The organism is Clavibacter sp. VKM Ac-2873, from assembly GCF_015351075.1.
Classification (GTDB): Bacteria; Actinomycetota; Actinomycetes; order Actinomycetales; family Microbacteriaceae; genus Clavibacter.
This window is the reverse complement of the sequence record NZ_JADKRS010000002.1, coordinates 47196-73726: the sequence shown is the minus strand read 5'-3', so window position 1 is coordinate 73726 and position 26531 is coordinate 47196. Positions and strand designations below refer to the sequence as shown.

The window sequence follows — 26531 nt, the reverse complement described above, 5'->3', positions numbered from 1 at the left end:
TCAGCCGATGGTCGGGCCGATCGGATCCCCCGGCCGATGTCCGGGCGCCCCCGCGCTCCGCACACTGGGGACGTGACGCACCCGACGCTCGCCCCCGCCGCCCGACCGCTGCCCGTCGACCCCGCGGACGCCCCGCCGACGAGCGCCGCGTCCGGCTCGGCCGATGCCGCGCCCGGCGCGCTCCGGGCCGTGGGCCGCGGCGTCGCCCGCCACCCGCTCGCGATCCTCGCCGTCCTCGGGGGCAGCGCGTGGATCGGGCTCATGGCCGGCCTCGGCGAGCTCGCCCACCCGGCCGCCACCGCGATCGGCGTCGCCGTCACCGTGATGGTGCTGGCCTGGTCCGAGAGCCGCATCGGGATCCTCCGCACGGCGCTCGTCGCGGCCCTCGGCTCCCTGGCGCCGGTCGCCGTCGCCTCCCTCCTCCTCGCCGCGGGCGTCGCGATCGGCGACCTGTACTCGCAGATCGACGCGGCCGACCGGCTGTGGGCGCCGTCCGTCGTGCTCGTGGCGGTGGCCGCCGCCGCCAGCCGCGGGCTCGCCCCGGCGCACCGCGACGGCATGCGCGCGGCCCTGCTCGCGGCGGTCCTCGCGGGGCTCCTCGCCGGCGGTCACGGCGTCGACCTCACGCGCGGCGTGGCGCTCCTCATCGGGCTCGGCCTCGGGCGCGTCCTCGTGCCGCTGTCCGCCCGTCCCGCCTGGCAGGACGAGGCCGCGTCCCGCGCCCGCGTCGTCGCCGCGACCGTGCTCGGCACGGTCACGCTCAGCTGGTGGATCGCCGCCGTCTCGGGCGACGCGATCGGCGTCCTCGGGGCGATGGGGTCGCTGCTGGATCCCGGCCCCACGGTCGCGGTGCTGTGCGTGCTCATCGTCGCCGTCGTGCTGCTCCTCCGCGGGCGTCGTCTCGGGCTCGTGCTCGGGACCGCCGCGCTGCTGCTCGTCACCGGGCTCCTCGCCTGGTACGACACGGTCATCCCGCTCGCCGAGGACTGGTTCGCGTTCCCCCTCGACTCCTGGATCGACCTCGAGCTGCCCCTGCTGGTGCTGACCACGTGGCTCCTGCCGGCGGCGGCGCTCGTCGTGCTCGTGCTGCGGCGGCGCTCGTTCGCCGCCCGCGCGGTCGCCGACGGGCGCTCGGCCGGGCGTGACCGCGTCCTCGCGCAGCTGATGCGCGCGGACGCCGGATCCCTCGGCTTCATGGGCACGTGGGCCGGCAGCAGCCACTGGTTCGCCGGCGACGACGGCGACCCCGCCCTCCGCGGCGCCGTCGCCTACCGCGCCGCGCACGGGGTGGCGCTGACGGTCTCGGATCCGCTCGCCTCGGCGGTCGACGCGCCCGCGGCGATCCGCGCCTTCGCCCGGCACTGCTCGGCCCGCGGCCTCGTTCCCGCCTTCTACAGCATCCACTCCCGGCACCTGCCGGTCTTCGCGGAGCTCGGCTGGAGCATCACGCCGGTCGCGGAGGAGGCCGTGATCGACCTCCCCGGCTTCTCCACCTCCGGCAAGCGCCGACAGGACCTGCGCACGGCTGCCAACCGCGCGGCCCGCGACGGCGTCGACGCGCTGTGGGGCACCTACCGCGGCCTGCCCGAGCCGCTCCGCCGCGCGGTCGACGCGCTGAGCGGAGACTGGGCCGACGCGAAGGCGCTGCCGGAGATGGGCTTCACGCTCGGCGGCCTGCGCGAGCTCGACGACCCCGAGGTGCGGATGCTGCTCGCGGTCGACGCGGCCGGTCGAGTGCACGGCGTCACCAGCTGGCTGCCCGTCTTCCGCGACGGCCGCCTCGTCGGCCGCACGCTCGACGTGATGCGCCGCGGCGCCGACCCGATGCCCGGCGTGATGGAGTTCCTCATCGCGACCGCCGCGCGCGCCTTCCAGGAGGAGGGGCTCGAGACGCTCAGCCTCTCCGGCACGCCGCTCGCGGGCGTCGGGGCCATGCGGCCGGCCGGCCTGGTCGACCGGGTCGTCGCCCGCCTGCTCGCGGCGACCGGCCGCGTGCTCGAGCCGTCCTACGGGTTCACCTCCCTGCTGCGCTTCAAGGCCAAGTTCGACCCGCGCTACGAGACGCTCTGGCTCGCCTGCCCCACGGCGACGGATCTCGCGCCGATCGGGCGCGCGCTGACGGCCGCGTACGTCCCCACCCTGCGGATCCGGCAGCTGGTGGGCGCGCTGCGGGCGGCGCGCGGCGAGGCCCGGGCCCGGCGCGGGGCGGCCCGGGCGGCCCGGCGCGCGGCACGGGACGCTAGCCTCGGCCACGCGGGGGACCGCGGCGCCGCGACCGGGGCCGGCGGCGGATCCACCGGCGGGAGGCGGGACGCGTGAGCGAGCTACCTGACGCGGGCGATGGCGCCTCCGAGGCCGCACCCGTCGTGAGCGTCGTGGTGGTCGACGACGAGTCGCTCGTGCGCTCCGGCATCGCCATGGTGCTCGGCGCCAGCCCGCGCATCGCCGTGCGCGCGGCCGTCTCGAGCGACACGGCCGTCGCCACCGTGCGGGAGCACGCGCCCGACGTGGTGCTCCTCGACATCCGGATGCCCGCGCCCGACGGCCTCGCGATCCTCGCCGAGCTCATGGCCGAGCCCCGGCCGCCCGCGGTCGCCATGCTCACCACGTTCGACACCGACGACCAGGTGCTCGAGGCCCTGCACCGCGGGGCGTCGGGCTTCCTGCTCAAGGACACGGATCCGGAGCAGCTCGCCCGGCACGTGCTCACGCTCGCGTCCGGCGGCATCGTGCTCGCGCCCGGGCTGCGGCCCGGCCGGCTCTTCCGCTCCCTCGCGGACGACGCGGAGCGGGCGCGCGTCGCCCGGCTCGGCGACCGCGAGACCCTCGTGCTCACGGCGCTCGCGCGCGGCCTGTCGAACGCGGAGATCGTCGCGGAGTGCGGGCTCACGCTCGGCACGGTGAAGGAGACGGTCAGCTCGATCGTCCAGGCGCTGGGCGTCGGCTCGCGCGTGGAGGCGGCCGTCGTCGCCGACCGCGCCGGGCTCGTCCCGCGGCGGTGAGCGGGCGATGCGCGTGGAGGCGGACGACGCGGTGACCGCGAGCGGCGGGGTGGCCCGCGGTGCGACCGGCGGCGCGACCGGCGACGCGACCCGCGGCGACCGGGCCCGGGCGGCGCTCGTCGACCTGCTCGTGGCCGGTGTCGCGGCGGCGGCCTCCTACACGTTCCTCGCGAACGCGGAGTCGCCGTGGGACGCGGTCGCCGGCGTCGTCGCCTGCCTCGGCCTGCTGCTGCGGCGGCGCTGGCCGTGGCTCGCCTTCCTGGCGGCGATGCCGGCCTTCTACATCGGCATCGCGTACGTGCCGCTGGTGGTCGCCCTCTTCGACCTCGGCCTCTCGCGCGCCGCGCGCTGGCGGGTGGGCGTCGCGAGCGGCGTGTCCGTCCTCGCGTACCTGCTGCCCATCACGCCGCCCGACGACCTGCAGTCGCTCGTCGGGCCGATCGTGGACGCGACCATCTACACCGTCGGACCGGCGCTCCTCGGCGCGTTCCTCCGCGAGCGGAGGACGGCGGCGGCGCAGCTGCGCGAGCTGCGGGAGGCGCAGACGCTCGGGCAGCGGCAGGCCGCGGAGGTCGCGCTCGCCCGTGAGCGCGCGGTGCTGGCGCGCGAGATGCACGACGTGGTCTCGCACCAGGTCAGCCTCATAGCCGTGCAGGCCGGGGCGATGCAGGTCGGCGCGACCGACGAGAGGTCGCGGGAGGCCGCGCGCACGATCCGCGGGCTCAGCACGGTGACGCTCGAGGAGCTGCGCGGCATGGTGGAGGTGCTCCGCGCGGCGGGCGGCGAGCGGCGGGAGCTCGCGCCGCAGCCGACGCTGGCGGACGTGCCGGCGCTCGTGGCGGCCAGCGGGATCCGCGCGACGACCTACGTCGACCTCCCCGCCGACCTGCCCGCGGCCGCCCAGCGCGCCGTCTACCGCACGGTGCAGGAGGGGCTGACGAACGCGCGGAAGCACGCGACGGGCGCGGCCGTGCGGATCACCGGGCGGCTCGACGCGGGCCAGGTGCTGCTCGAGGTCGAGGCGGGCCGGGCGACGCTCCCGCTCCTCGACCTGCCGAGCGGGCGCCACGGGCTCACCGGGCTGCGCGAGCGCGCGCAGCTGCTCGGCGGGAGCCTCACGGCCGAGACGCGGCCCGACGGATCCCACCTGCTGCGGCTGCGGTTCCCGCTCTGAGGCGGGGCGCCGGCCGGACGGCGCGTCAGCCCTGCCGCGCCTTGTTCCGCGGGTTCTGCTTGTTGATGACGAAGACGCGGCCGCGGCGGCGCACGACCTGCGCGCCGGGGAGCTTCTTCAGGGCCTTGATCGAGTTGCGCACCTTCATGGGGATGGTCCTTTCACGAGAACGGTTCTCAATAGACTAGCGCCATGCCCGCTCGCGACCTCCCTCTCCCCGTGTATCCGCAGCCCCCGTCGGGCGTCGTCCTCGTGGTGGGCGAGGGGCCGGGGCTCCGCGCGGTCCTGCGCGACGCGGTCGACGACGTCGCGGCGACCGTGCTCGTGCTGCCGCCCGAGGAGGCGGATCCGGTCGAGCCCATCGCGCGGTTCCTCGACGACCTCGCCGCGCACGGGCCGGGCACGGAGGCCGTGGTCGGGATCCCCGCGACGGCCGACGCGCGCACGACCGGCATGCAGCTCGACCTGCTGCTGCGCCGCGAGCACGAGCTGCAGCGCTCGGTCGGCGGGACGGGATCCGGGTTCGGGCTGCGCCACGTCGTGTCGGTCGTGCCCGCCGACCGGCTGCAGGCGATCGCCTTCGGCCGGATCGAGGACGCGTTCGACGAGGCCGAGACGCTCGCCGACCTCGTCGAGTACGCCACCGTCGTGGTGCTGACGGGCATGGCGCGCGTGCCGCCGGAGTCGCGCAGCACGCTGCTCGCGCTCGTGCGCCGGCTCGCGCCGCGCGCCGCCGTGCTCGACGCCCGCCGGCCGCTCGCGCTCGACCGGCTGCCGCGCTGGGGCGACGTGTCCGGGCTCACGGCGTCGGCCGGGTGGATGCGCGAGCTCACCGCGGCGGGCGCCGCGACGCGGCCGGGGGAGGCCGATCGGCGAGACGGGCCCGTGGGATCCGTCGTCGTGGGCGACCCGCGGCCGCTGCATCCCGAGCGGCTCGCGCGGGCCGTGGAGGAGGAGCTGCGGCCCGACCGCGCGGGCCTCGTGCTGCGCTCGAAGGGCTTCGTGTCGCTCGCGTCGCGGCCGGGGGAGCTGGGCGGGTGGTCGAGCGTGGGATCCATGCTGACGCTGCAGCCGACCGGGATCGACCCGTGGCAGGAGGGCGCGCCGCACGGAACGGAGATCGCGTTCTTCGGCGTGGGGCTGCGGCCGGCCGTGCTGCGGCGGGCGATCGGGCGGGCCGTGCTCACGGGGGAGGAGCTCGCGGCGGGGCCGGCGGCGTGGGCCGGGTACGCGGATCCGTTCCCCCGGGTGGACGCGGGCTGAGGCCGGCGCGGGCTCCCGGCGCGGACGTCCCGTGCGCGGCGCGCCCGGCGGCCGGCGAGCGTGACGGCCCGCCGAGAGCGGATCCGCGCGCCTGGTCACTGCTCGACGCCCGGCGTTCAGTGGGGAGGTGAAGCAGAACCGCACCGCGGCGGGCACGACCCGCACCCCCCGCACGACCACCCGCACCGCGCATGACCGTCCGTCGGACGACCGCACCGCCGCCGACCGGCCCGCGGACGTCGGGCCCGTCGCCGAGGATCCGGCCATCGTCCCGGAGCCCGCGCCCGGCCCCGAGCCGGAGGACGCCCTGCGCGTCGCCCGCGAGTCCTTCGGCTGGGACGCGCTGCACGACGGCCAGGTGCGCACGATCGGCCCGCTCGTGCGGGGCCGGGACGCCCTCGTCGTGATGCCCACGGGCTACGGCAAGTCGGCGATCTACCAGGTCGCCACCGTGCTGATGGACGGCCTGACCGTCGTCGTCTCGCCGCTCATCGCGCTGCAGGCCGACCAGGTGCAGAACCTCGAGGACGCGCCGGCCGCCCCGCCCGCGCGCGTGATCAACAGCACGATCCGCGGGAAGGCGCTCGAGGAGGCGTGGGCGACCGTGGAGGAGCCGGGCGCCCGGATCGTGTTCCTCACGCCCGAGCAGCTGGCGCGCGACGCGGTCGTCGAACGGCTCGTGGCACGCGGGGTGTCGCTCGTGGTGATCGACGAGGCGCACTGCGTCGCGTCGTGGGGCCACGACTTCCGGCCCGACTACCTGGGGCTCGGCGGCGTGATCGACGCGCTCGGGCACCCGCCGACCGTCGCGATGACGGCGACCGGGTCCACGCCCATCCGGACCGAGATCGAGGAGCGGCTGGGGCTGCGCGACCCGTTCGTGCTCTCCAGCGGCTTCGACCGGCCGAACATCCGGCTCGAGGTGCGGCGGCACACCGAGGAGGCGGAGAAGCGGCGCGCGATCGTCGCGCACGTCGTGGAGCAGACGCAGCCGGGCCTCGTCTACGTCGCGACGCGCCAGGACGCCGAGGACTACGCCGACGAGATCCGCGCGGCCGGCCTCCGCGTCGACGCGTACCACGCGGGCCTCCCGGCGGCCGAGCGCGAACGCGTGCAGACCGCGTTCCACGAGGACGATGTGGACGTGGTGGTCGCGACCAGCGCGTTCGGCATGGGGATCGACAAGCCGACCGTGCGCTACGTGATCCACGCGGCGCCGCCCGAGTCGGTGGACGCGTACTACCAGGAGGTCGGACGGGCGGGCCGGGACGGGGAGCCGGCCGTCGGGATCCTGCACTACCGATCCGAGGACCTCGGCCTCCGCCGCTTCTTCGCGGCGCGCACGCCCCGGCCGGCGAGCCTCCGCGACGTGTACGCGGCGGTCGCGGTGGCGGGCGTCGACGGCCCGGTGCCGCCTGCGGCGGTCGCCGAGCGGGCGGGGATGTCGGCGCGCACGGTCGGCGGCGTGCTCAACCTGCTCGTGGACGCGGGCGTGCTCGGATCCGACCGGGACGGCGCCTTCGTGCGCGAGGAGCTGGATCCGCGCGAGGCCGCCGCCCGCGCGAAGCACGTCGCGCAGGAGCGCGAGCGCATCGAGGTGTCGCGGCTGGAGATGATGCGCGGCTACGCGGAGGCGCCGCAGTGCCGCCGCCAGTTCCTGCTGGGCTACTTCGGCGAGGAGTCGCCGGAGAGATGCGGCAACTGCGACGCGTGCGACCGGCTCGAGGCGGAGGACGCGCACGAGGAGGCGATGGGCGCGGCGGACGCCGGCGACGTCGTCGTCGCCGCCGGTGCCGCCGTCTCGCCCGACGAGCCGTTCGCCGTGCAGTCCCAGGTCACCCACGTCGAGTGGGGCCCCGGCACCGTCATGAGCGCGGAGGACGACCGGATCACGGTCTTCTTCGAGAGGGAGGGCTACCGCGTGCTGTCCCGGAAGCTGGTGGAGGAGGGGCGGCTGCTGCAGGCGGGATGACGCCCGCCGCCGCGCGCCTCAGTCCAGCCGCACCTCGCGCCCGCTCGCGGCCGACGCGTAGACGGCCTCGAGGATCCGCGCGAGGTGCAGGCCGTGCGCCGCGGGCGCGACGGGCGCGATGTCCCCCCGCACCGTGCGCACGAACGTGTCGATCTCGACCTGGAAGGCCTCGTCGAGGTCGAAGGAGAGCGCGTCGATGTTCGGTGTGATCTCCACCGCCGTGTCGTGCAGCTCCGTCGTGATCCGCAGCTCGGGCTCCAGCGTCGCGCCGCCCTTCTCGCCGAACACCTCGAACGACTGGCTGTCGCGGCCGTGCAGCGAGTACGAGGTCTCGATCGCGAGCACGGCGCCGGACGCGAGGCGCACGACCGCGCCCGCGAGGTCCTCGACCGGGTCGTCCGACGGCGTCTGGTCGGCGCTGAGGTAGCGCGTGAGGCCGCGGAGGTTCGTGCGGCTGCCGAGGCGGGAGAACGTGTAGCCCGTCACCGCGACGGGCTCGGGGAAGTCCATGAGCCACAGCGCCATGTCGAGGAAGTGCACGCCGAGGTCGATGAGCGGGCCGCCGCCGGAGACGGAGCGGTTCGAGAACCAGCCGCCCGGATCCCCCGCCTGGCGGAGGAACACGGCCTTCGCGTAGTACAGGGGGCCGAGGTCGCCCGCGTCCACGAAGCGCTTGAGGGTGACGGCGTTCGAGGAGTGGCGGCGCACGTAGCCGACCTGCACGGATCCGGCGCTCGCCGCCTCGGCCGCGACGATGGCCCCGGCCTGCGCGACCGTCACGGCCATGGGCTTCTCCAGCAGGACGCTCTTCCCGGCCTCGAGCGCGGCGATCGCCACCTCGGCGTGCGTGTCGTTGCGGGTGCAGACGCTCACGGCGTCGATGCCGGGGTCCGCGACGAACGCCCGGAAGTCGGTGGACACGAGGGTCGCGCCGTGCTCGGCGGCGCGGGCCGCGGCCCGGTCGCCGTCGATGTCGCAGATGCCGGCGACGACCACGTCGGGGTTCCGGGCATACGCGGCGAGGTGGAGGCCCGCGATGGTGCCGGCGCCGACGACCCCGATGCGGACGGGCGCGGCGGCGGCGGGCCCGCTCATCGCGCGACCTCCGCGGCGAGGCGCCGGGCGGCGGCGAGGCCCTGCGTGAAGCCCGTGATCGGATCCTCGAGCCCCTCGAACTCGAGGGACACCGGGCCGTCGAAGCCCGACTCCGCCACGAGCGCGAGCAGGCGGCCGATGGGCAGGTCACCCGCGCCGACGACCGAGCCGCGGATGCCCCGGCCGCCGAGCGTCGTCATCCACGTGTCGTCCGGCGGCACCTCGCCCACGTCGAAGTCCTTGAGGTGCACGACCGCGGCGTGGGGGAGGAGGCGGGGCACGGCGGCGAGCGGATCCTCGTCGACGCACAGGGAGTTGCCCACGTCGAGCGTGACCCGGAAGGCGGGCCGTTCGACGGCCTCGACGAGGCGCAGGATCCGGTCGCTCGCGTTCATGCTCATGCCGTGGTTCTCCACCGTGGTGGCGATGCCGAGCGTCGCGGCGTGGTCGGCGAGGGCGCGGCAGACGGGGACGATCGTCGCGAAGGCGCGCTCGAACTCGGCGTCGTCGGCCTCGCGCCAGGGCCACGCGAAGACGTCGTGGCGCAGCAGCGGGATCCCGAGCTCGTGCGCGACCCGGAGGTGCTCGTGCAGCCGGGCGACCTGGCCGTCGAGATCGGGGTCGAGGAGGTCGGCGCCGACCGCGTAGTTGGCGAGCTCGACGCCGCGCGCGTCGGCGCGGGCGCGGATGGCCGCGACCAGCGCGGGGTCGTCGACGAGCTCGCTGCCGAGGCCGGCGATCGAGATCTCCAGGTGGCTGGCGTCGGAGTCGGCGACGAGGTCGACCACGTCGGGGACGGTCATGGTGCCGGCCTCCAGGGCCGGGGCGAACGTGTAGGAGCTGACGCCTAAGCGCATGGGCGGCCTTTCCGTCATCCGGCGGCCGCGGGTCGGCCGTGCTCCCACGGTAGGCGTGGGGCGCGGCGGCGTCCCAAGGCCGCGGTTCGGACGCGACCGGTTTAACGGAGACGTAACCGCCCGCCGACGGGACGCGGGAGCGGCGTCCATATGGTGGGAGCACCCGGCAGGAGGGCGGCGCTCGCCGGCCCGCGCCGCACGGAAGGGATCCCATGCCGCACCGCCCCCGGATCGTCTCGCTCGGCATGTCGCTCGAGGCGAGCGTGTACTCGCCCGCCGTGACGCGCATCGACCAGTTCGTCCGCACCGAGGGCGACGCGTACCTCGCCGGCCGCCCGTTCCTCGCGCCCGGCACCCCGCTCCGGGAGCGCACGGCGTGGACGGCGCTGCCGCACTTCCGCGCGATCCCCGGCGGCCCCGTCCCGGCCGAGGACCACCGCGCGATCGTCGACGACATGCTGGGCGCGCTCGAGCGCACGCTCCGGGAGGACGGCCCGGTCGACGGCGTGCTCTACGACGTCCACGGCGCCATGAGCGTGATCGGCACGGACGACCCCGAGGGCGTGCTCGCCGCCCGCATCCGCGCGCTCGTCGGCCCCGACGCGATCGTCTCCGCGACCATGGACCTGCACGGCAACGTGACGCCGCTGCTCGCGACGTCGGTGGACCTCATCACCTGCTACCGCCTCGCCCCGCACGAGGACGCGCTCGAGACCGTGGAGCGCGCGGTGCGGAACCTCGTCGACCGGCTCACGGGGCCGAGGCGTCGGGATCCGGTGGCGACCGCGTGGGTGCCCGTGCCGATCCTGCTGCCGGGCGAGAAGACGAGCACGCGCGACGAGCCGGCGAAGGGCCTGTACGGGCGCATCCCGGGGATCACGGCGCGCGACGGCGTGATCGACGCCGGGATCTGGATCGGCTACGCGTGGGCCGACGAGCCGCGGAACCACGCGGCCGTCGTGGTCACGGGCGACGACGCGGAGGTCGTCGCGGCGTCGGCCGAGGAGCTGGCCGCCGAGCTCTGGCGCGTGCGCGACGACTTCGCCTTCGTGGCGCCCGTCGGGACGCTCGACGCGTGCCTCGACCGCGCGGTCGCGAGCGACGCCCGCCCCTTCTTCCTCAGCGACTCGGGCGACAACCCGACGGCCGGCGGCGCGGGCGACGCGACGGGGACCCTGCGTGCCCTGCTCGCGCGGCCCGAGATCGCGTCGGGCGCCGTCGAGGCCGTGTACGCGTCCATCCCGGATCCGGGCGCCGTCGCCGCGTGCGTCCAGGCCGGCGTCGGCGGCCGGGTCGACCTGCGGGCCGGCGCGCTCGTGGACGACACGGTGGCGCCGCCCGCGGAGATCCGCGGCACGGTCGAGCACATCGCGCACGGGGATCCGGCCGCCGACGTCGAGGTCGTCGTGCGCGTGGGCGGGCTCCGCGTGATCCTCACGGGCCGCCGGAAGCCGTACCACCTGGAGCGGGACTTCCAGCGGAACGGCATCGACGCGCGCGCGGCCGACCTCGTGGTGGTGAAGATCGGCTACCTCGAGCCCGAGCTGCACGCGATGGCGGCCGACTGGATGATGGCGCTCACGCCGGGCGGCGTCGACCAGGACCTCGCGCGGCTGCCGCACCACCGGATCGTCCGGCCCATGGTGCCCTTCGACGAGGTGACGGAGACGCCGGACCTCTCGGCCCGGATGATGACGCGCGCGATCTGAGGGCGGCGCCCGTCGCCGGCGCCGGCGGCGCTCAGTACAGCCGCGCCAGCGCCCGCCGCAGGCACAGCTGCCCGATGCCGAGCACGCCCGCGTCCACGCCCGCCTCGCTCTGCTGGATCCGGAGGGTCGTCGTCGCGAGCGGGTGGCAGCTCTCGTAGAGCTGCGAGCGGATGGCGGCGACGAACGGCTCGACCGTCGACAGCATCCCGCCGATGACCACCACCTCGGGGTTGAAGAAGTTGACGACGGCCGCGAGGGTGTCGCCGACCGTGCGCCCCGCCTGGCGCAGCTGCGTGGTGGCGCGCGCGTCGCCGTCGTGCGCGAGCCGCACGGCGTCCGGCAGGTCGCGCACGGGGGCGCCCGCGGCGCGCAGGCCCGCGACGATCCCGCTCGCGCCGATGACCGTCTCCAGGCACCCGCTGTTGCCGCAGTTGCACGGGATCCCCGCGGCCGCCGCGACCCGCACGTGCGCGATGTCGCCCGCCAGCGCGGTGGCGCCGCGGTACACGTGCCCGTTGATCACGATGCCGCAGCCGACGGACGCGCCCGCCTTGAGGAAGAGCATGCTGCCCACCCGCACGCGGGATCCGGCGGCCCGACGGTCGAGGGTCGCGTGCTCGCCGAGGCCCATCATGTTGGCGTCGTTGTCGACCACGGCGACGGCGTCGAACTCGTCGGCGAGCCAGCCGACGACGTCGAAGCGGTGCCAGCCGGGCATCGACGCGGGCGACTCGACCATGCCGCGCGCGGTGTCGACGGGGCCGGGCAGGCACATGCCCACGCCGCGGACGACGGGATCACCGCTCTCCGCGACGAGCGCGCGCAGCGCCGTGGCGACCAGCGCGAGCACGCCGAGCGGTCCGGCGCCGATGTCGATGGGGATGGTGCGCGCGTCGACGATGGTGCCCGACATGCTGAGCAGCGCGAGCCGCGCGTGGCTGCGCCCGAGGTCGGCCGCGAGCATGACGCCCGCGTCGTCGCGCAGGTGCAGCACGCGCGGGCGGCGGCCGCCCGTCGGGTCGCCGGATCCGCGCTCCTCGACGAGGCCGGCGCGCAGCAGCTGCGTGATCTTGCCGGTGATCGTCGACGGCGGCAGGCCGAGCGTGCGGGCGAGGTCCGCGCGGTTCGTGGCCGAGCCCGTCGCGATCATGTAGAGCAGCGCCGACGCGGTCTCCCCGGCGATCTCGCTGTCGGGGACCTGGCGACGGATCCGCGGCGGCGGGGGCAGGCGGCCTCCGCCGAGCAGGCGCTCCGGCGGGCGCGCGGCGGGCGGGCCCGAGGGACCCGCCGGCGCCGGGACGATCACGCGCCCACGACCCCGGCGGTCGCGCGGGCGGGACCCACGGCACCCGCGCCGCCGCCCGCCTCCGGCAGGCGCCCGGCGATGAGCGCCGACGCGATGACCCCGGCCTGCCCGCCGAAGCGCGCCGCCACCACGACCGGGCGGCGCTGGAAGGTGAGCAGCGAGTCGAGCCGCTCGCGCAGCGGCCCGAGCAGCTGCTCGCCGGCGCGCGACAGGCCGCCGGCCACGACCACGACCTCGGGGGAGAGGATCGCCGTCAGCTGCGCGAAGGCGAGCGCCAGCGCGTCGATGCACGCGTCGACGACCCGCTGCGCCACGGGATCCCCGTCGGCCGCGGCCCGGAACACGCGCGCGGACCCGCCCTCGGTCGTCGCGCTCCCGGTCGCCCGGGCGTAGGCGTCCGCCACGCCCTGGGCCGACGCGACGGTCTCGAGGCAGCCGGATCCGCCGCACGCGCAGCGCACGCCGGCGTCGGATCCCACGGGCGTCGTGCGGAGGTGCCCGAGCTCGGCGCCGCGCCCGCCCGCCGTGTACAGCCGCCCGTCCACGAAGACGGCCGCGCCGATCCCGGTGCCGATGGTGACGACGACGGCGTCCCGGCACCCGCGCGCGGCGCCCATCTCGAACTCGGCGACGCCCGCGCCGCGCGCGTCGTTGCCGAACGCGACGGGCAGCCCGGTGGCGTCGGCCAGCAGGTCGCGCATGGGCACGTCGCGGAGGCCCACGTGCTCGGCGAGCACGACCACGCCGCGCTCGTCGTCGACGACGCCGGCCACGTGCACGCCGACGGCCTCGGGCGCGGCGTGCGGGTGGTCGCGCGCGGCGTCCGCGACGGCGGAGGCGAGCGCGGCGACCAGCGCGGCGGCGTCGTGCGTGGGCGTCGGCATCGAGCGGGCCTCGACGACCTCGCCGCGCGCGTCCACGACCGCGATCTTGACGTCCGTGCCGCCGATGTCGAACGCGATGACCGGCCGGGGGACCCGCAGCTCGAGCCGCGGGAGGTCCGTCACTTGACCGCGCCCGCGGTGAGGCCCGTCGCCATGCGCTTCTGCACGATGAGGAAGAGGATCACCACGGGGAGCGCCATGAGCGTCGATCCTGCCATGATGCCGCCCCAGTCGGTCTCCTGCATCTGGCCGCGGAAGCCCTCCAGCCACAGCGGGAGCGTGCGGCTGTCGTCCGCGGAGAGGGTCACGAGCGCGAGCGTGTACTCGTTCCACGCGGCCAGGAAGCTGAAGATGCTGGACGCGACGAGGCCGGATCCGAGCAGCGGCAGGGTCACCCGGCGGAACGCGCCGACGCGGCTGCAGCCGTCGAGCATGGCGGCCTCCTCGAGCTCCACGGGGATCCCGTCGACGAAGCCCTTCAGCACCCAGATCGTGAACGGCACGTTGGCGGCGAGGTACAGCACGCTGAGGCCGAGCACGGAGTTGAGCAGCCCCCAGCCGTCGAGCATCCGGTACTGCGAGATGAAGAGCGCCTCCGCGGGGATCATCTGGATCACGAGCACGGCGACGATCATCGAGGTGCGCCCGCGGAAGCGGAACCGGCTGAGCGCGAACGCCGCCACCACGCCGAACGCGAGCGACCCGGCCACCACGACGAGCGCGATGAGCGTGCTCATGCGCAGCGCCGACCAGAACCGGCCGTCGCCCAGCACGCGCGCGAAGTGCTCGACGGTGCCGCCGATCGGCAGCCAGGTGGGCGTGCGCGACGACAGCTGCTCGGGCGTGAGGAACGCCGCGTCGACCATCCAGTAGACGGGGAAGAGCCAGACGAGGCCGAACGCGATCGCCACCAGGTCGAGCGCGACGCGGCCGGGCGAGCGGCGGCGGCGGGCGCGGGGCGCGCGGGCGGCGGGAGGGGCCCCGGCGGAGGCGGAGGCGGAGGGGGTGGACGCCGCGGTCGTGGGCGTCGTCGCGGAGCGTGCGATGGTCGCGGTCATCGGCCGTCCCCCTCGGTCAGGAGCGCCCGGATGTAGCGCCAGGTGAGCAGCAGGCTGACCGCGAGCATCACCATGGCGGCCGCCGAGGCGACGCCGTAGTTCCCGCCGGAGAGCCCGATCTGGTAGACGAACGTGCCGAGCACGTTGGTCTGGTCGGTGATGCCGCTGCTCTGCTGCAGGATGTGGATCTGCGTGAACACCCGCAGGTCCCAGATCACCTGCAGCAGGCTCACGAGCAGGAGCACCGGGGCGACCGAGGGTGCCACGATGTGCACGAAGCGCTGCCGGGCGTCGGCCCCGTCGAGCTGGGCGGCCTCCATCATCGACTCGTCGAGCTGCGTCACCGAGGCGTAGACCATGAAGACCACGAGCGGCACGCTCATCCACGTGATGAGGAGGCCGGCCACCGCGAAGAACGTCAGCGGATCCGACAGCCAGTTGTAGCCGACCATCCCCTCGGCGCCGAGCTGGCCGAGCGTCCAGCCGACCACGCCGCTGCGCGGGTCGAACAGCAGCTGGAACACCTGCAGCGAGCTGAGCACGGGCATCGCCCATGCCACGAGCATCACGATCTGCACGCCCACGGCGATCGACCGCCGCACCTGCGTCAGCAGCATCGCGCCCGCCGTGCCGACCACCACGGTCGCCGCCGCGCACGCCAGGCAGAAGCCCACCGACCGGCCGAGCGACGCCCAGAACGCCGGGTCGCCGAGCACCTGCGCGTAGTTGTCGAACCACACCAGGTCCGGCGCCTGCCCGAACTGCTGCGCGAGGCCGAAGCGCTGGAACGACATGACGATCTGCCGTGCCAGCGGGTAGGCGAGGCCGACCGCGACGATCGCGACCGCGGGAAGGACGAGCGCCCACGCGAGCCGGCGCTCGGCACGCGGGCTCCGCGGCGCCTCGAGGGCCGGCGCGGGCGACGGCGTCGAGGTGGACGTGCTGAGGACGGCGCTCACGGGCGGATCACGCCTGGCCGAGGAGGCTGGTGAGCTTGGCGTCGGCGGCGGAGGCCAGCGCCACGGTGTCGCCGCCGGCCGCGACCGCGACGTAGAAGTCGTCGATCACGCGCGCGCCCTCCACGAGCGCCCAGTTCTGGGCGGCGGGCGTGCCGACCGAGTTCCGCACGGCCTCCGTGGTGAGGGTCGCGAGCTCGTCGCTGCCGAGCGCGGGGGCGTAGTCGAGGTTGCCGGGGACCCAGCCGCCCTGGGTGGCGAAGTACTCCTGGAAGGGCTGCGAGAAGATCAGCCGCATGGCCTCCTTGGCGAGGTCCTGGTTCTTCGAGCGGCCCGAGATGGCGACGTTGGACCCGCCGGCGAACGGGTGCCCGGCGTCGCCGCCCGCGGCGGCCGGGAAGCCGAAGTAGCCCACGTTCCCCGCATCCACGAGGGCCGTGTCGATGTTGGCCAGCTGCCAGTTGAAGCCGAAGAACATCGCCGTCTCGCCCGCGTTGAACGGCACCCACGGCTTCTCGGAGACCTCGCTGTCGGTCACGGTGCCCGAGGTGGATCCCGTCTTCCAGAGCTCCTGCAGGGTCTGGAACGCCTTCTGGCTCTCGGGGCTCGAGAGCGAGCCCTTCCAGGTGTCGCCGTCCTGCTCGGCGAGCCGGCCGCCCTCGGTGAACTGCCACGCGAGCGCCGACTGCCACGAGATGCCGGGGAGGTACAGGCCCGAGAACGCCGCGTCGCTCGCGTGCGCGGCCTGCAGCTTCGCGGCGGCCGCGGTGAGCTCGTCGACGGTCGTGGGGATCGCGACGCCGGCCTGGGCGAACATGTCCTTCCGGTAGAAGAACAGGCGGCTGCCCGCGTAGAACGGCGCCGCGTACATCTGCCCGTCGTGGGAGCCGAGCTCCACGAGCGACTGCGTGAGGCTGGATCCGCCCAGCTCCTCCTTCATGTCCTCGAGGCTGGTGAGCGCCCCGACCGCGCAGAAGGTGGGCGCCTGGGTGTTGCCGAGCTCGATGATGTCGGGGGTGGAGTCGGCGCTCGCGAGCGAGGTCTGCAGCTTCGAGACGATGCCGTCCCACACCTGCAGCTCGATGGTGAGCGTGGATCCGGGGTGCTGCTCCTCGAACGTCTTCTTCAGCCAGTCGCGCGCCTCCTGGGAGACCGAGTCGGTCATCATCCAGACGCGGAGGTCGGCGGTGGCGGGGCCGCCGCCGCCGCTGGATCCGGAGGCGCAGGCGGCGAGGAGCGCGGTGAGGCCGAAGGCCCCTCCGAGGCCGATGGCGGTGCGGCGGGTGATGTCGGCCATGACGGTGTCTCCTGGGGGTCGCGGTGCGGGGTCGGGTGGACCCCATCGTGCGAGCGCGAGAGGCCGCGCAGGCACGCGGTGTGTTAAATCGCGCCTGCATAAACATGTTCTTCATCTGCGGGGCCGGCGGATCCGCGCGCCCGTGCTTCCATGGGCCCATGCCGCGCCCCGCCGACCCGTCCCGCGATCGACGCGTGGCGGTGGAGATCGCCGTGCAGGACGCAGCCTCCGCGCGCACCGCCCGGGATGCCGGCGCCGACCGCGTCGAGCTGTGCTCCGCGCTCGCCGCGACGGGCGGGGTGACCCCGAGCATCGGGCTGGTGGAGGCCGTGGTCGCCGTCGGACTGCCCGTGCACGTGCTGATCCGGCCGCGTCCCGGCGGGTTCGTGCACGACGCGGACGAGCGCGCCGTCATGCTGCGCGACGTGCGGGCGGCGCTCGCCGCGGGGGCCGCGGGCGTCGTCTCCGGCGGACTCACGGAGGACGGGCGGGTGGATCAGGACCTCCTCGCGCGGCTCGTCGACGCGACCGGCGACGCCGTCCTCACGTTCCACCGCGCGATCGACGCCGTCGACGACCGGCTCGCGGCGCTCGACGCGCTGCTCGACGCGGGGGTCGGCCGCGTGCTCACGTCCGGCGGCGCCGCGCGGGCCGGTGACGGGGTCTCGGCGCTCGCCGAGCTGGTGGCGCGCGCGGAGGCGCGGCTCGAGATCCAGGCCGGCGGGGGAGTGACGGTCGACGCGATCCCGGGGCTCGTGCGCGCGGGCGTCGACGCGATCCACCTCTCGGCCCGGCGGCGCGTGGCCGCGTCGCGCGTGGGCCCGGGCGGCGGCGAGGCCGCGCACGACGTGGCCGACGGAGCGCTCGTCGCGGCGGCGGTCGCCGCGGTGCGCGCGTCCACGCGGTGACGCCGTCCCGTCAGGCGGAGCCCGGCGCGAGGAGGTAGAGCGGGACCTCGCCGTACCAGAGAGTCGGGAGCGAGATCACGACGAACATGACGTCGGCGACCAGGATCGCGACGGTTCCGGCCGTCCTGCCCTGCCGCAGCGCGAGGGCGACGATCGCGAACGCGGCGCTCACCAGCGACAGCAGCTCGATGGGCACCCACGCGACGAGGAACAGCGGGTAGAGGAGCAGCAGCCCGGTGCCGTCGATCCACGCCGGGATCCACATGAGCGACCAGAGCACGGCGTACGCCCCGAGCGCCACGGCTCCCGTGACGATCGCGACCTTGGCCCACCTGTCGTCCCGCGGCGCCGCTCGATCCACCATGCCGTCCCGTCCCCTCCGGAGGTCGCTCCAGGGTAGGCCGGTCGGAGCTCCCCGGCAGCCCGCCGCCGCGCGGGCATCCATTGCGCTCTGCATCGCAGAGTGGCAAGCTCTGCCCTACAGAGCGCGGAGCTCTGCATCACAGAGCGCACGACGAGGGAGCACGATGACCGACACCACGACGCACCTCCACCTTCGCGTGCACGCCCTCCGGCGCGTGTCCTCGATCCCGCTCATCGCGGTCGGCCTCGCCGTCGTCCTCGTCGCGATCCTCACGAGCAGCCAGCTGCCGATCGGGGGCCGCGTCTCCGGATCCATCGCGACGATCCTGGCGGCGGTCGGGCTCTGGCTCTCCCTCCGCATCGTCTCGGCGCGCAAGGGCATGGGGATGGGGCGCGAGCGGATCGGGCTCGTGGTGCTCGTCGCCTGCGTCGTCGCGACCTTCCTGCTGATCCCGCTCCTGCTCGGGCCCGCGTTCCTCCTCGGGGCGCTGCTGTTCGCGGTCGGCTGGCGGCTGGAGGACCGGCGGCAGTGGATCACGGGCGCCGTCGTCGCCGTCGTCTCCATCCCGCTCAGCTTCTTCCTGCTGGAGAACGCGGTCGCCCCCTACGGGCGGTTCATCACCGGGGATCCGCTCATCCGGCCGTCCGCCGACGACATCGTCCTGATGCTCATGGGGCTCGCGGTGGTCGGCCTGGGCGTCATCGCCTGGCGCGAGGAGGACCGCATCACGCGGGGCTCCCGTGGCTGACGGGGCCGCGGAGGGCCCCGACCGCTCGGCCGACTTCCGGTCCCTCGACGACGCCGTCCACCAGCGGACCCGGCTCGCGATCCTCACCGTGCTGCTCGAGGCCGGCGAGGCCGACTTCCGCTTCCTCAAGCAGACCCTCGACCTCACCGACGGCAACCTCGGACGACACCTCGAGGTGCTCTCCGGCGCCGGCCACGTCACCACGCGCCGCGGCTACGACGGCCGACGGAGCAAGTCGTGGGTCGCCCTCACCCCGCGCGGCGCCGACGCCCTGCGCATCGAGGCGGACGCGCTGCGGGCCATCGTGGCGCGGCTCGACGACGGCGCGGCTCCGCGGGGAGGCTGAGGCCGTGGGCGCCCGCTCGGGTGCCCCGCTCCGCTGCGTCCCCGGAGCCCGCCCGGGGCCGTCGACGCATCTGCGCGGGTGGTCCCATGCACCTCTCCTTCCTGCACCGCAGCCGCTGGATCACGTACGGCACCGCGATCGCCGTCGGGCTCGCGGGCGTCGCCGGGCTGGTGGTCGGGAACCCGCGGGGGTGGATCCCGGTCGGGATCGCCGTGCTCGCCGTGCTCTTCCAGCGGCTCGTCTCCCGGGACGTGCGGCGGGCACGGGAGGCGGGCACGGATCCGCGCGACACCGTCGGCTGACCGGGTGGACTAGCCGCGGAACGTCGATGCAGATGCATGCAGTTCTCGGTCGGCCTACGTTGTCGATCAGCGGGACGAGCCCTTCGGGTGGGCGGTCCTCGCGCAGCGTCGGCCTCTCGGGGGAGAGCGTCCGACCGCCCGGCCCTCCGTGCACGGAGGCCGGGCCACACCCCTTCCACCTGCGCCGGTCCGCGGGTAGCGTCGCCCGGACGCGCCCGCCGACAGCTGGAGGACCCCATCACCGCACTCGACCTCGTCGCCGTCCCGGCCTTCGTGGCCCCGACCGTGCCCGGCGGGGCGGGAGGTCCCCTTCTCTTCGGCGCGCTGCTGTCGACGCTGATCCCGCTCGCCTACGTGGCGCTCGGCATCGTCATCGCGGTCTCCGTCGTGCGGACGCGGCGCGCGACCGAGCGCATCGAGAAGCGGCTGGAGGCGCTGGAGCGGGCGTCGCGCGACGCAGCCACCCCGTCGCCGGCCGGCCCCGCGGAGACGGGCGCGCGACCGGACGGCGAGCCCCTGGATCCGGCGCGGCTCATGCCACGACGACCGCAGGCACCGGGCGGGGATGGGTAGATCGTCACCCGGCGGATCGGGCGTCGCGCCCGGCGGTGGAGCTCACCGGGGGCGACGGGACGGTGATCGTGATCTGGGCGGCCGATGGATGGATGCGCGACGACGTCCTCCTGCGCTCAGCGGCGCGCGAGTGGTGCCGGGGCGGCGCCGCCCGGCGAGGATGCAGGGCTGGTCGACGACGCGAAGCGGGGCGCTGCCGGGCATCGGGGCATCCTCACCGAGTGCGTTCGGGCCGAGCTCGGTCGTAGATGTCGTCACGGCTCTTCGGCGCGTTCGTGCCATTCGGGACAGCCCGCTGTGCCGTCTCGTCAGAGCTTCGTGCTGCGCGCCTGTCCGGCGTTCAGGGCTCGCCCGAGCCCGAGGATCCGAAGAGCGGTGGCTGTGGCCGTCTCGAGGTTACGCGCGCCCCCGGCGAGTGCCGAGGGGAGATCGGACAGCTCGTGGAGGATCGGCACGATCGCGGTGAAGCCGTGCTGGAGCAGGACGTCCGCGTCGAGTGACACGCGACCGGCGAAGGCGAGGACGGGGACGCCGTGGCGTCGCGCGCATGCGGCGACGCCGGCGGGGGTCTTGCCGGTGAGGGTCTGAGCGTCGAGGGCGCCTTCGCCGGTGAGCACGAGGTCGGCGTCCTGCAGCTGTCGGTCGAGGCCGACCGCCTCCATGACGACGTCGACGCCGGAGCGTGGGATGGCTCCGAGAGCGAGGAGCGCGTACCCGAGCCCACCAGCGGCACCCGCGCCGGGGACGTCCCGGTAGCGGCGTCCTCGGCGCGATTCGAGCGCGTCTGCCCATGCGGTCAGGCCCTGCTCGAGGGTGGCGAGGTCGGTGGGCCCTGCTCCCTTCTGCGTGCCGAACACGGCCGTGGCTCCGGTGGGACCGAGCAGTGGTGCGCTGACGTCGCAGGCGAGCTCGATGCGCGTGCGTGCCAGGCGGGGATCGAGACCGCTGAGGTCGACGTCGACGACGCGGTGCAGGTCGACGGGACGGGGCGCCAGTGGAGCCCCATGACGGTCGAGCAGACGTGCTCCGAGCCCGACGAGCAGTCCTGCTCCGGCGTCGTTGGTCGCAGATCCCCCGAGGCCGACGATGAGGTGGTCGGCGCCGAAGTCGAGGGCGTGCCGGATCAGGTCGGCGACGCCGCGGGAGTCGCTGCGGAGGGGGTCGCGCTGTTCCGGTGGGATGCGTTCGATGCCGACAGCGGCGGCGACTTCGATGACGGCGCGTCCGTCGCCGAGGTTCCCGATGACCGCGTCGCATGGCCGGCCGAGGGCGTCGAGGGTGGCGACGTCCTCGTACCGGCCTCCGAGCGCGGCGACGAGCGCCCGGGTGGTTCCCTCGCCGCCGTCCGCCATCGGGACCTCGACGCAGATCGCGCCGGGAAGCACCGCGCGCACGCCCCTGGTCATGGCCGCGGCTGCTTCTGCTGCGGTCATGGACTCCTTGAACGAGTCGGGTGCGAGGACGATCTTCATCGCGGGCCGGGCTTCATGACGGGGCTGTCCTTCGTGTCCGGGCGCGGAGGCATCTGGGGGGGCGAGCCTGAAGGTGGGTTGGGGGCACGAGCGGATCGCGATCTCGACGCGGAGGCGCTGAGCGGCATCAGGCTTCGCGCCGGGCGCGTCCGAGTGCGTCGTCGATCATCGGGAACGGGTGCGACGTCCGCTGCACCGCCGCGGATCCCTCGGACGACGCGCGAACCGAGTCCGTGCGACGGAAGCGAGGCGGCATTCAGCGGATCCCCGCCCTGCGCAGGTCCTCAGCCAGGCCCCTGGAGTGGTGGCGCACGATCACCGCGACCCGGTCGAGCTCTGTCGCTGTCGCCTCTGCCACCGGGATCGAGCAGCTGATCGCGTCCGTCGCGGGGATGCGGTACGGAACCACGGCACTGACGCACGACACTCCGAGGGTGTTCTCCTCACGCTCGATCGAGTAGCCGCGCGCCCGCGTCTCCTCCAGCTGCTCCGCCAGATGGACGGCAGTGATCACCGTATTGGCGGTCAGGCCGGGCAGCCGGCCGGGTGGCAGCACGTCCGAGACCTCGTCGGGGCTGAGCTCGGCGAGCAGCGCCTTTCCCAGCGCCGTGGCGTGTGCGGGCAACTGGCGGCCCACGCGTGAGGTCAGCCGGTGCGACTCGCTCGCCTCGCGCGTGGCGAGGTAGATGACGTTGGGACCCTGCAACCGCGCGTAGTGGGCGGTGTACCCCGAGGCGTCCCGGATCAGCTCGAGCGACCGAGTCGCTCGCTGCACCGCCCCGTCGCGGTCCAGGTACGAGGTACCGACGACAAGCGCCCGATGACCGATCTCGACGCCCGATCCGTCATCGGTGAACTGGATCCAGCCCGCATCGGCCATCGTGTGCAGCAGCTGGTGCAGGCTCGACCGGGGGTATCCCATCTGCCGGTGCAATTCGGTGACGGAGATCGGTGAGCGGGCCTTCCCGAGCGTCTCGAGGATCGTCAGGGTGCGCTCGGCCGATTTCACCGTACGCACCGGACCCGCACCGAGGTCGGCCGCGACCTCGGGTTCGCGTGGCCCCGCATCGACCTCGATCGTCCTCTTCACCACGCCTCCCCGAGCGCACCATCGATGACGCCGCCGCCGACCCGGTCGGTCGACGGGAGCGGGTCGGGGCTCCCCAGGGAGGCCGCCCACTGTTCAGCATCGTCCTGTGGACGATATCCGATTCGCTCGCCGGCCTCGCGGTTCAGCCATCCCCGTGTGTTGGCCGAGGTGCCCCAGATGACGTGGCCACCCTGTTGCGCGGTGGTCGCCGTCGCCTCGATGAGCCGGCAGAGGTCGCCAGGCGACAGCCACACCGAGAGAGAACGCCGATTCGAGGGCAGCGCTTCGGTGGTACCGAAGCGCGCCGAGACGACGGTCATGCCGAAGCGGTCGGCGTACAAGCAGCCGAGTGCCTCCATCGCCGCTTTGCTGACGCCGTAGTAGGAGTCGGGGCGCGGGGAGAGCTCGACAGCCGACCGCGTCTCGGCCGCCGAGGCGTGACCGACCACGTGGATCGAGCTCGCCAGCAGGATCTTCATGACACCGGCTGATCGTGCCGCTTCGAGCACCGTTCGCGTGCCGTCGACGTTCGTCGAGAGGATGTCCGGCCACGGTCTCTCCTGCGGGAAGCCTCCCAGATGGACCACGACATCAGCGCTCCTCGAGGCGGTCGTCACCACTTCCGAATCGGTGATCGAGCCGCTGACGAAGGTCTCGGACGAGCGCAGTGCTTCGCGCGGTTCCACGAGGTCGAGGAGCACGACGGACCATCCGGCATCGGCCAGGATCGGCCGGATGAGCGAAGCGACCTCTCCTGAACCACCGGTCATGAGCACGCGTCGCCCCATCGCACACGCTCCCTTGTTGACGGCACCGAATCTGATATGTACCTTAGCGCACACGTTCACAAAGATGGAACGTGTTTACGTACGTGAATGGAGAAGCGTCAATGAAGAAGTTCTCTCTGGCTGGCAGGACGCTCGCCGTGGTCTCAGCGTTCGCGTTGGCGGGCTCGGTGAGTGCCTGCTCGACGGGCGGCGGCAGCTCGTCCAGCAGCGACGACGGTCAGCCCCTCGAGGTATGGACCCGGTCCACTGCCGATGCGGCCAAGACCTACGAGAAGGTGTTCGCCGACTTCACCGCGAAGACCGGCATCGAGGTCAACTACCAGGCAGTGGAGGAGTTCGACACGCAGCTCGCTGCGCGAGCGTCGGAGAAGGACCTTCCCGACGTCATGATCAATGACGCCGCATCACTCGGCAACTACACCTCCCAGGGCTTGCTCCTGCCGATCGACCAATCGAGCATCGACGGCCAGGACGACATCGATCAGTCCACCTGGGACCAGAACAAGGGCCTCGACGGCTCGATCTACGGTGTGCCGTTCTCGCGGCAGACCAACGTGCTGATCGTCCGCAAGGACTGGCGCGAGAAGCTCGGCCTGGACCAGCCGAGGACCTGGGACGATCTCACGGCGATGGCCACGGCCTTCGCGAACCAGGATCCCGACGGCGACGGCAAGGCAGACACCTACGGGATGGTCGTTCCCGGCACCGCGAAGAGCGCCTACATCGCCCGCTGGGGTGCGCCTTACATCTGGCAGGCCGGTGGCGACATCATCGAGAGCGACGGCGAGGGCACCTACAAGTCGGTCATCGATTCTCCCGAGACCGCCGAGGCGATGTCGTTCATCCGGACGCAGTTCTGCACGCCGGGCAACGTCGTGCCGGGGTCGCTGAACCTGACCACTGGCGACTCGCCCTTCTTCGCGGAGGGCACCGCGGGCATGTACCTGACCGGGCCCTACAACATCCCGAACTTCGACCGCGCAGTGGGGAAGGACAACGTCGAGGTCGTCCCCATGCCCTCCGGTCCTGCCAGCACGACGACATTCGCCGAGGGCGAGAACATCTACTTCGGCGCGAGCTCGACGAAGGCCGAGCAGCAGAAGGCCCTAGCCGAGTACCTGATCTCCCCGGAGGCTCAGAAGCTCGCCATGGACGTCCAGCCTGCCGATTCGACGACGGTGAGCCAGCCCGTCGTGCGTCTCCCGGTGAACAAGGACGTCGATGTCGCCGAGGTGCTCGGAGACCCGAGGTGGAAGGTGGTCGCGGACTCCTACGACGACGACGCCAAGACGTTCACGTGGTCGATCAACTACAACCCCATCCGCCAGGCCCTCGCCGACGGCATGAACGCGATGATGTCGGACTGCAACAGCGACATCGGGGCCGGCCTGGCGTCGATCGACAGCACCATCACCAGTGAACTGAAGAACCAGGATCTGCTGAAGTGACCTCGACGCCCGCCGAACGGCCGATCATCTCGGGGGGTGTCGGCCTCGAGAGCCGACGGTCGATGCCCCCCACGGTTCGGAGCGCTGACGCAGATCGCACCCGGCGGCCCCGCTTCACGCTCCGCTCGCTGATCCCCTGGATGTTCCTCGTACCCGGCCTGGTCTTCGCGCTGGTGTTCAAGTTCATCCCGATGGTCGAGGGCTTCCGCTTGAGCGCATTCAAAGTGCAGCCCTTCCTCGGTGACGTCTTCGTGGGCTTCAAGAACTACAGCGCGGTGCTCTCCGACCAGCGCTTCCTGGATTCGCTAGGGCACACGGTCGTGCTGGGCGTGGGGCAGACCATCGGAGCCCTCCTCCTGGGCTTCCTCCTCGCATTGCTGCTCGAAGGCCAGTCGCGGAGCCTGTTCCTGGTGCGCACGGCGGTCTTCCTCCCCGTGGTCACGGCTCTCGCGGTGGTCGGCGAGATCTGGCGCATCCTCTACTTCCCCACCGAGACGGGGTTCATCAACTCGATCCTCGGTTTCTTCGGCCTGCCCGCCCAGCAGTTCCTGAGCGACCCGAGTTCGGCGCTCCTCTCCGTCATGGTCGTCGGCATCTGGACGGGCGCCCCCTACAACATGGTCATCATCCTCGCCGGGCTCGCCGGGATCGATCGCACGCTCTACGAAGCCGCAGCCGTCGACGGAGTCTCCGTGTGGCAGCGCATGCGCTACATCGTCCTGCCGGGACTGCGCTCCGCGGTCTCCGTCGTGTTGACCCTCGCGGCGATCCGCAGCCTCCGGACGTTCACCGAGGTGTACGTGCTGACCGGTGGTGGTCCCGCCGGCTCGACCGAGGTGTGGATGACCCGGGTCTACTCGCTCGGCTTCCAGAACAACAACCTCGGGGTGGCGTCGGCCGCGTCCGTGCTGCTGCTGGTCGCCACGCTGGTCCTCACCCTCGGGGTCCGCATCATCACCTCCAGGAAGGCCGCCGCATGATCCCCGCTCCTCAGGCCGCACCCGACAAGGCGATCACCGCCTTGCGGCCGGCGAAGGACAAGGCCACCCGCGCGAACACGCAGTTCGACACGGCTCTGGGCTGGCGTCCCGGGCTCGGCTTCGCCACCGCCGTGCGCATCCTGATCTGCGCCGTGGTGCTGTTCGTCTTCGCCGCTCCCTTCGTCACCATCATCTCGGGAGCGTTCGACGCCAGCACCGACTCGACGAGGGTCAGCCTCCTGCCCAACAACCCGTCCCTCCTGCCCGCTCAAGTCGCCACCGACAAGGGGATCTGGGGGTACTTCGCGAACTCGCTGGTCATCGTCGGCGGCGGACTCCTGCTGCAGATCACCATCTCGATCCTGACCTCCTATGCGCTGGCCCGACACCGCTTCCGCGGGCAGTCGATCGTCCTGCTGCTCTTCCTGCTGACGATGATGCTGCCCGAAGAGGTCATCGCCATCCCGCTCTCGCAGGTCATCGGAAACATCCCCGTGCTCGGCATCAGCCTCAGGGGCACCGTGTTCGGCGTGATCCTGCCGGTCGCGGTCTGGGGGTTCTCGATCCTCCTCATGACCGAGTTCATGAAGGACATCCCGAAGGAGATCGAGGAGGCGGCCCGCCTCGACGGCGTCGGCGAGCTGCGGATGCTCTGGTCGATCATCCTGCCCCTGTGCAAGCCCGTGCTCGGCGTCGTGACCATCTTCGGATTCATGATGATCTGGGACCAGTACCTGCTCCCTCTGATCGCCGCGAACGATCCGAGCGATTACACCCTCACCGTCGCCCTGAGCATTCTGCGCACCGACGCCCAGACAGGCCCGGGCGTGCTGCTCTTCGGCGCTCTGCTCGCTCTCATCCCCAGCCTCATCGTGTACCTGCTCATGCAGAAGTCGCTCATCCGCGGCATCACGTCCGGCGCAACGAAAGGCTGACGAC

Annotated in this window: 26 protein-coding genes; 14 read left to right on the top strand and 12 right to left on the bottom strand. The window is 73.6% G+C overall.

Annotated elements, in window-relative coordinates:
- The first annotated feature begins 72 nt into the window (after positions 1-72).
- The 3 genes from ITJ44_RS07475 to ITJ44_RS07465 are packed head-to-tail and all read left to right on the top strand — an operon-like array spanning position 73 to position 4176.
- Complete coding sequence (locus tag ITJ44_RS07475) at positions 73-2319, top strand: DUF2156 domain-containing protein (protein ID WP_194634230.1); 2247 nt, start codon at positions 73-75, stop codon at positions 2317-2319.
- A complete protein-coding gene (locus ITJ44_RS16150) occupies positions 2316-3002 on the top strand; it encodes a response regulator transcription factor (RefSeq protein ID WP_194634228.1) in 687 nt (228 codons plus the stop codon). The genes ITJ44_RS07475 and ITJ44_RS16150 overlap by 4 nt, the downstream gene beginning before the upstream one ends.
- Positions 3003-3009: 7 nt before the next feature.
- Entirely contained in the window at positions 3010-4176 is a 1167-nt protein-coding gene (locus tag ITJ44_RS07465; RefSeq protein WP_194634226.1) for a sensor histidine kinase, read from the top strand.
- 25 nt (positions 4177-4201) lie between these two features.
- Here the strand turns inward: ITJ44_RS07465 and ykgO are convergent, their stop codons facing one another.
- The gene (ykgO, locus tag ITJ44_RS07460; RefSeq protein WP_011931244.1) at positions 4202-4324 is read right to left on the bottom strand and encodes a type B 50S ribosomal protein L36; all 123 of its coding nucleotides are present in this window, start codon (positions 4322-4324) and stop codon (positions 4202-4204) included.
- A 44-nt stretch (positions 4325-4368) separates the two neighbouring features.
- Between ykgO and ITJ44_RS07455 the strand changes: the two genes are divergently transcribed.
- Positions 4369-5439 (top strand): GTP-binding protein, encoded by a 1071-nt coding sequence (locus ITJ44_RS07455; RefSeq protein ID WP_194634224.1) that lies wholly within the window; start codon positions 4369-4371, stop codon positions 5437-5439.
- A 127-nt stretch (positions 5440-5566) separates the two neighbouring features.
- Positions 5567-7411 (top strand): RecQ family ATP-dependent DNA helicase, encoded by a 1845-nt coding sequence (locus tag ITJ44_RS07450; protein ID WP_194634222.1) that lies wholly within the window; start codon positions 5567-5569, stop codon positions 7409-7411.
- Between the two features lie 18 nt (positions 7412-7429).
- On the opposite strand, the gene ITJ44_RS07445 is transcribed toward ITJ44_RS07450, so the two are convergent.
- A complete protein-coding gene (locus ITJ44_RS07445) occupies positions 7430-8506 on the bottom strand; it encodes a Gfo/Idh/MocA family protein (RefSeq protein ID WP_194634220.1) in 1077 nt (358 codons plus the stop codon).
- Positions 8503-9363 carry a sugar phosphate isomerase/epimerase gene (locus ITJ44_RS07440; RefSeq protein WP_194634218.1) on the bottom strand — a complete coding sequence of 287 codons (861 nt, stop codon included), beginning with the start codon at positions 9361-9363 and terminating at the stop codon, positions 8503-8505. Before ITJ44_RS07440 ends, ITJ44_RS07445 begins: the two co-directional genes overlap by 4 nt.
- Before the next feature lie 212 nt (positions 9364-9575).
- On the opposite strand from ITJ44_RS07440, the gene ITJ44_RS07435 reads away from it, so the two are divergent.
- Positions 9576-11072: a M81 family metallopeptidase gene (locus tag ITJ44_RS07435; RefSeq protein ID WP_194634216.1), complete on the top strand. Its 1497-nt coding sequence runs from the start codon at positions 9576-9578 to the stop codon at positions 11070-11072.
- Between the two features lie 31 nt (positions 11073-11103).
- Here the strand turns inward: ITJ44_RS07435 and ITJ44_RS07430 are convergent, their stop codons facing one another.
- From ITJ44_RS07430 to ITJ44_RS07410, 5 genes are read right to left on the bottom strand one after another with little or no spacing between them, the layout of a single operon-like run.
- Entirely contained in the window at positions 11104-12378 is a 1275-nt protein-coding gene (locus ITJ44_RS07430; RefSeq protein WP_194634214.1) for an ROK family transcriptional regulator, read from the bottom strand.
- A complete protein-coding gene (locus tag ITJ44_RS07425; protein ID WP_370551649.1) occupies positions 12375-13385 on the bottom strand; it encodes an ROK family protein in 1011 nt (336 codons plus the stop codon). Before ITJ44_RS07425 ends, ITJ44_RS07430 begins: the two co-directional genes overlap by 4 nt.
- Positions 13382-14320: a carbohydrate ABC transporter permease gene (locus ITJ44_RS07420; protein WP_194634212.1), complete on the bottom strand. Its 939-nt coding sequence runs from the start codon at positions 14318-14320 to the stop codon at positions 13382-13384. The genes ITJ44_RS07425 and ITJ44_RS07420 overlap by 4 nt, the downstream gene beginning before the upstream one ends.
- On the bottom strand, positions 14317-15279 hold the full coding sequence (locus tag ITJ44_RS16145; RefSeq protein WP_194634210.1) for a carbohydrate ABC transporter permease: 963 nt from the start codon (positions 15277-15279) through the stop codon (positions 14317-14319). Before ITJ44_RS16145 ends, ITJ44_RS07420 begins: the two co-directional genes overlap by 4 nt.
- Positions 15280-15286: 7 nt before the next feature.
- Positions 15287-16573 carry an extracellular solute-binding protein gene (locus ITJ44_RS07410; protein WP_194634208.1) on the bottom strand — a complete coding sequence of 429 codons (1287 nt, stop codon included), beginning with the start codon at positions 16571-16573 and terminating at the stop codon, positions 15287-15289.
- A gap of 158 nt (positions 16574-16731) precedes the next feature.
- Between ITJ44_RS07410 and ITJ44_RS07405 the strand changes: the two genes are divergently transcribed.
- Positions 16732-17481, top strand: a complete 750-nt coding sequence (locus ITJ44_RS07405; protein WP_194634207.1) for a copper homeostasis protein CutC — start codon at positions 16732-16734, stop codon at positions 17479-17481.
- A 10-nt stretch (positions 17482-17491) separates the two neighbouring features.
- Here ITJ44_RS07405 and ITJ44_RS07400 read toward each other — a convergent pair whose 3' ends face one another.
- Entirely contained in the window at positions 17492-17845 is a 354-nt protein-coding gene (locus ITJ44_RS07400; protein ID WP_194634206.1) for a hypothetical protein, read from the bottom strand.
- A gap of 163 nt (positions 17846-18008) precedes the next feature.
- On the opposite strand from ITJ44_RS07400, the gene ITJ44_RS07395 reads away from it, so the two are divergent.
- The 4 genes from ITJ44_RS07395 to ITJ44_RS07380 all read left to right on the top strand — a co-directional run bounded on the left by ITJ44_RS07395 (position 18009) and on the right by ITJ44_RS07380 (position 19814).
- Positions 18009-18593, top strand: a complete 585-nt coding sequence (locus tag ITJ44_RS07395) for a hypothetical protein (protein WP_194634205.1) — start codon at positions 18009-18011, stop codon at positions 18591-18593.
- The gene (locus tag ITJ44_RS07390; RefSeq protein WP_194634204.1) at positions 18586-18939 is read left to right on the top strand and encodes a transcriptional regulator; all 354 of its coding nucleotides are present in this window, start codon (positions 18586-18588) and stop codon (positions 18937-18939) included. Before ITJ44_RS07395 ends, ITJ44_RS07390 begins: the two co-directional genes overlap by 8 nt.
- A gap of 86 nt (positions 18940-19025) precedes the next feature.
- The gene (locus tag ITJ44_RS07385) at positions 19026-19241 is read left to right on the top strand and encodes a hypothetical protein (RefSeq protein WP_194634203.1); all 216 of its coding nucleotides are present in this window, start codon (positions 19026-19028) and stop codon (positions 19239-19241) included.
- Between the two features lie 273 nt (positions 19242-19514).
- Positions 19515-19814, top strand: coding sequence for a hypothetical protein (locus ITJ44_RS07380; protein WP_194634202.1), 300 nt, complete (start codon positions 19515-19517; stop codon positions 19812-19814).
- 308 nt (positions 19815-20122) lie between these two features.
- Here ITJ44_RS07380 and ITJ44_RS07375 read toward each other — a convergent pair whose 3' ends face one another.
- The 3 genes from ITJ44_RS07375 to ITJ44_RS07365 form a co-directional block, all read right to left on the bottom strand.
- The gene (locus ITJ44_RS07375) at positions 20123-21286 is read right to left on the bottom strand and encodes a glycerate kinase (protein ID WP_194634201.1); all 1164 of its coding nucleotides are present in this window, start codon (positions 21284-21286) and stop codon (positions 20123-20125) included.
- Between the two features lie 256 nt (positions 21287-21542).
- Positions 21543-22376: an IclR family transcriptional regulator gene (locus tag ITJ44_RS07370; RefSeq protein ID WP_370551648.1), complete on the bottom strand. Its 834-nt coding sequence runs from the start codon at positions 22374-22376 to the stop codon at positions 21543-21545.
- Entirely contained in the window at positions 22373-23146 is a 774-nt protein-coding gene (locus tag ITJ44_RS07365; protein WP_228494872.1) for an NAD(P)-dependent oxidoreductase, read from the bottom strand. Before ITJ44_RS07365 ends, ITJ44_RS07370 begins: the two co-directional genes overlap by 4 nt.
- A 119-nt stretch (positions 23147-23265) precedes the next feature.
- On the opposite strand from ITJ44_RS07365, the gene ITJ44_RS07360 reads away from it, so the two are divergent.
- The 3 genes from ITJ44_RS07360 to ITJ44_RS07350 all read left to right on the top strand — a co-directional run bounded on the left by ITJ44_RS07360 (position 23266) and on the right by ITJ44_RS07350 (position 26527).
- The gene (locus ITJ44_RS07360) at positions 23266-24612 is read left to right on the top strand and encodes a sugar ABC transporter substrate-binding protein (protein ID WP_194634197.1); all 1347 of its coding nucleotides are present in this window, start codon (positions 23266-23268) and stop codon (positions 24610-24612) included.
- A 140-nt stretch (positions 24613-24752) separates the two neighbouring features.
- The gene (locus ITJ44_RS07355) at positions 24753-25592 is read left to right on the top strand and encodes a carbohydrate ABC transporter permease (protein ID WP_228494838.1); all 840 of its coding nucleotides are present in this window, start codon (positions 24753-24755) and stop codon (positions 25590-25592) included.
- Positions 25589-26527, top strand: coding sequence for a carbohydrate ABC transporter permease (locus ITJ44_RS07350; RefSeq protein ID WP_194634193.1), 939 nt, complete (start codon positions 25589-25591; stop codon positions 26525-26527). The genes ITJ44_RS07355 and ITJ44_RS07350 overlap by 4 nt, the downstream gene beginning before the upstream one ends.
- The last annotated feature ends 4 nt before the right edge of the window (positions 26528-26531 follow it).

Bases quoted from the DNA above. Each gene is read 5' to 3' on its own strand.
- ITJ44_RS07465 (WP_194634226.1), top strand. From the start codon at position 3,010: ATGCGCGTGGAGGCGGACGACGCGGTGACCGCGAGCGGCGGGGTGGCC.
- ykgO (WP_011931244.1), bottom strand. From the start codon at position 4,324: ATGAAGGTGCGCAACTCGATCAAGGCCCTGAAGAAGCTCCCCGGCGCG.
- ITJ44_RS07455 (WP_194634224.1), top strand. From the start codon at position 4,369: ATGCCCGCTCGCGACCTCCCTCTCCCCGTGTATCCGCAGCCCCCGTCG.
- ITJ44_RS07445 (WP_194634220.1), bottom strand. From the start codon at position 8,506: ATGAGCGGGCCCGCCGCCGCCGCGCCCGTCCGCATCGGGGTCGTCGGC.
- ITJ44_RS07440 (WP_194634218.1), bottom strand. From the start codon at position 9,363: ATGCGCTTAGGCGTCAGCTCCTACACGTTCGCCCCGGCCCTGGAGGCC.
- ITJ44_RS07435 (WP_194634216.1), top strand. From the start codon at position 9,576: ATGCCGCACCGCCCCCGGATCGTCTCGCTCGGCATGTCGCTCGAGGCG.
- ITJ44_RS07420 (WP_194634212.1), bottom strand. From the start codon at position 14,320: ATGACCGCGACCATCGCACGCTCCGCGACGACGCCCACGACCGCGGCG.
- ITJ44_RS07410 (WP_194634208.1), bottom strand. From the start codon at position 16,573: ATGGCCGACATCACCCGCCGCACCGCCATCGGCCTCGGAGGGGCCTTC.
- ITJ44_RS07405 (WP_194634207.1), top strand. From the start codon at position 16,732: ATGCCGCGCCCCGCCGACCCGTCCCGCGATCGACGCGTGGCGGTGGAG.
- ITJ44_RS07400 (WP_194634206.1), bottom strand. From the start codon at position 17,845: ATGGTGGATCGAGCGGCGCCGCGGGACGACAGGTGGGCCAAGGTCGCG.
- ITJ44_RS07395 (WP_194634205.1), top strand. From the start codon at position 18,009: ATGACCGACACCACGACGCACCTCCACCTTCGCGTGCACGCCCTCCGG.
- ITJ44_RS07385 (WP_194634203.1), top strand. From the start codon at position 19,026: ATGCACCTCTCCTTCCTGCACCGCAGCCGCTGGATCACGTACGGCACC.
- ITJ44_RS07375 (WP_194634201.1), bottom strand. From the start codon at position 21,286: ATGAAGATCGTCCTCGCACCCGACTCGTTCAAGGAGTCCATGACCGCA.
- ITJ44_RS07365 (WP_228494872.1), bottom strand. From the start codon at position 23,146: ATGACCGGTGGTTCAGGAGAGGTCGCTTCGCTCATCCGGCCGATCCTG.
- ITJ44_RS07360 (WP_194634197.1), top strand. From the start codon at position 23,266: ATGAAGAAGTTCTCTCTGGCTGGCAGGACGCTCGCCGTGGTCTCAGCG.
- ITJ44_RS07355 (WP_228494838.1), top strand. From the start codon at position 24,753: ATGTTCCTCGTACCCGGCCTGGTCTTCGCGCTGGTGTTCAAGTTCATC.
- ITJ44_RS07350 (WP_194634193.1), top strand. From the start codon at position 25,589: ATGATCCCCGCTCCTCAGGCCGCACCCGACAAGGCGATCACCGCCTTG.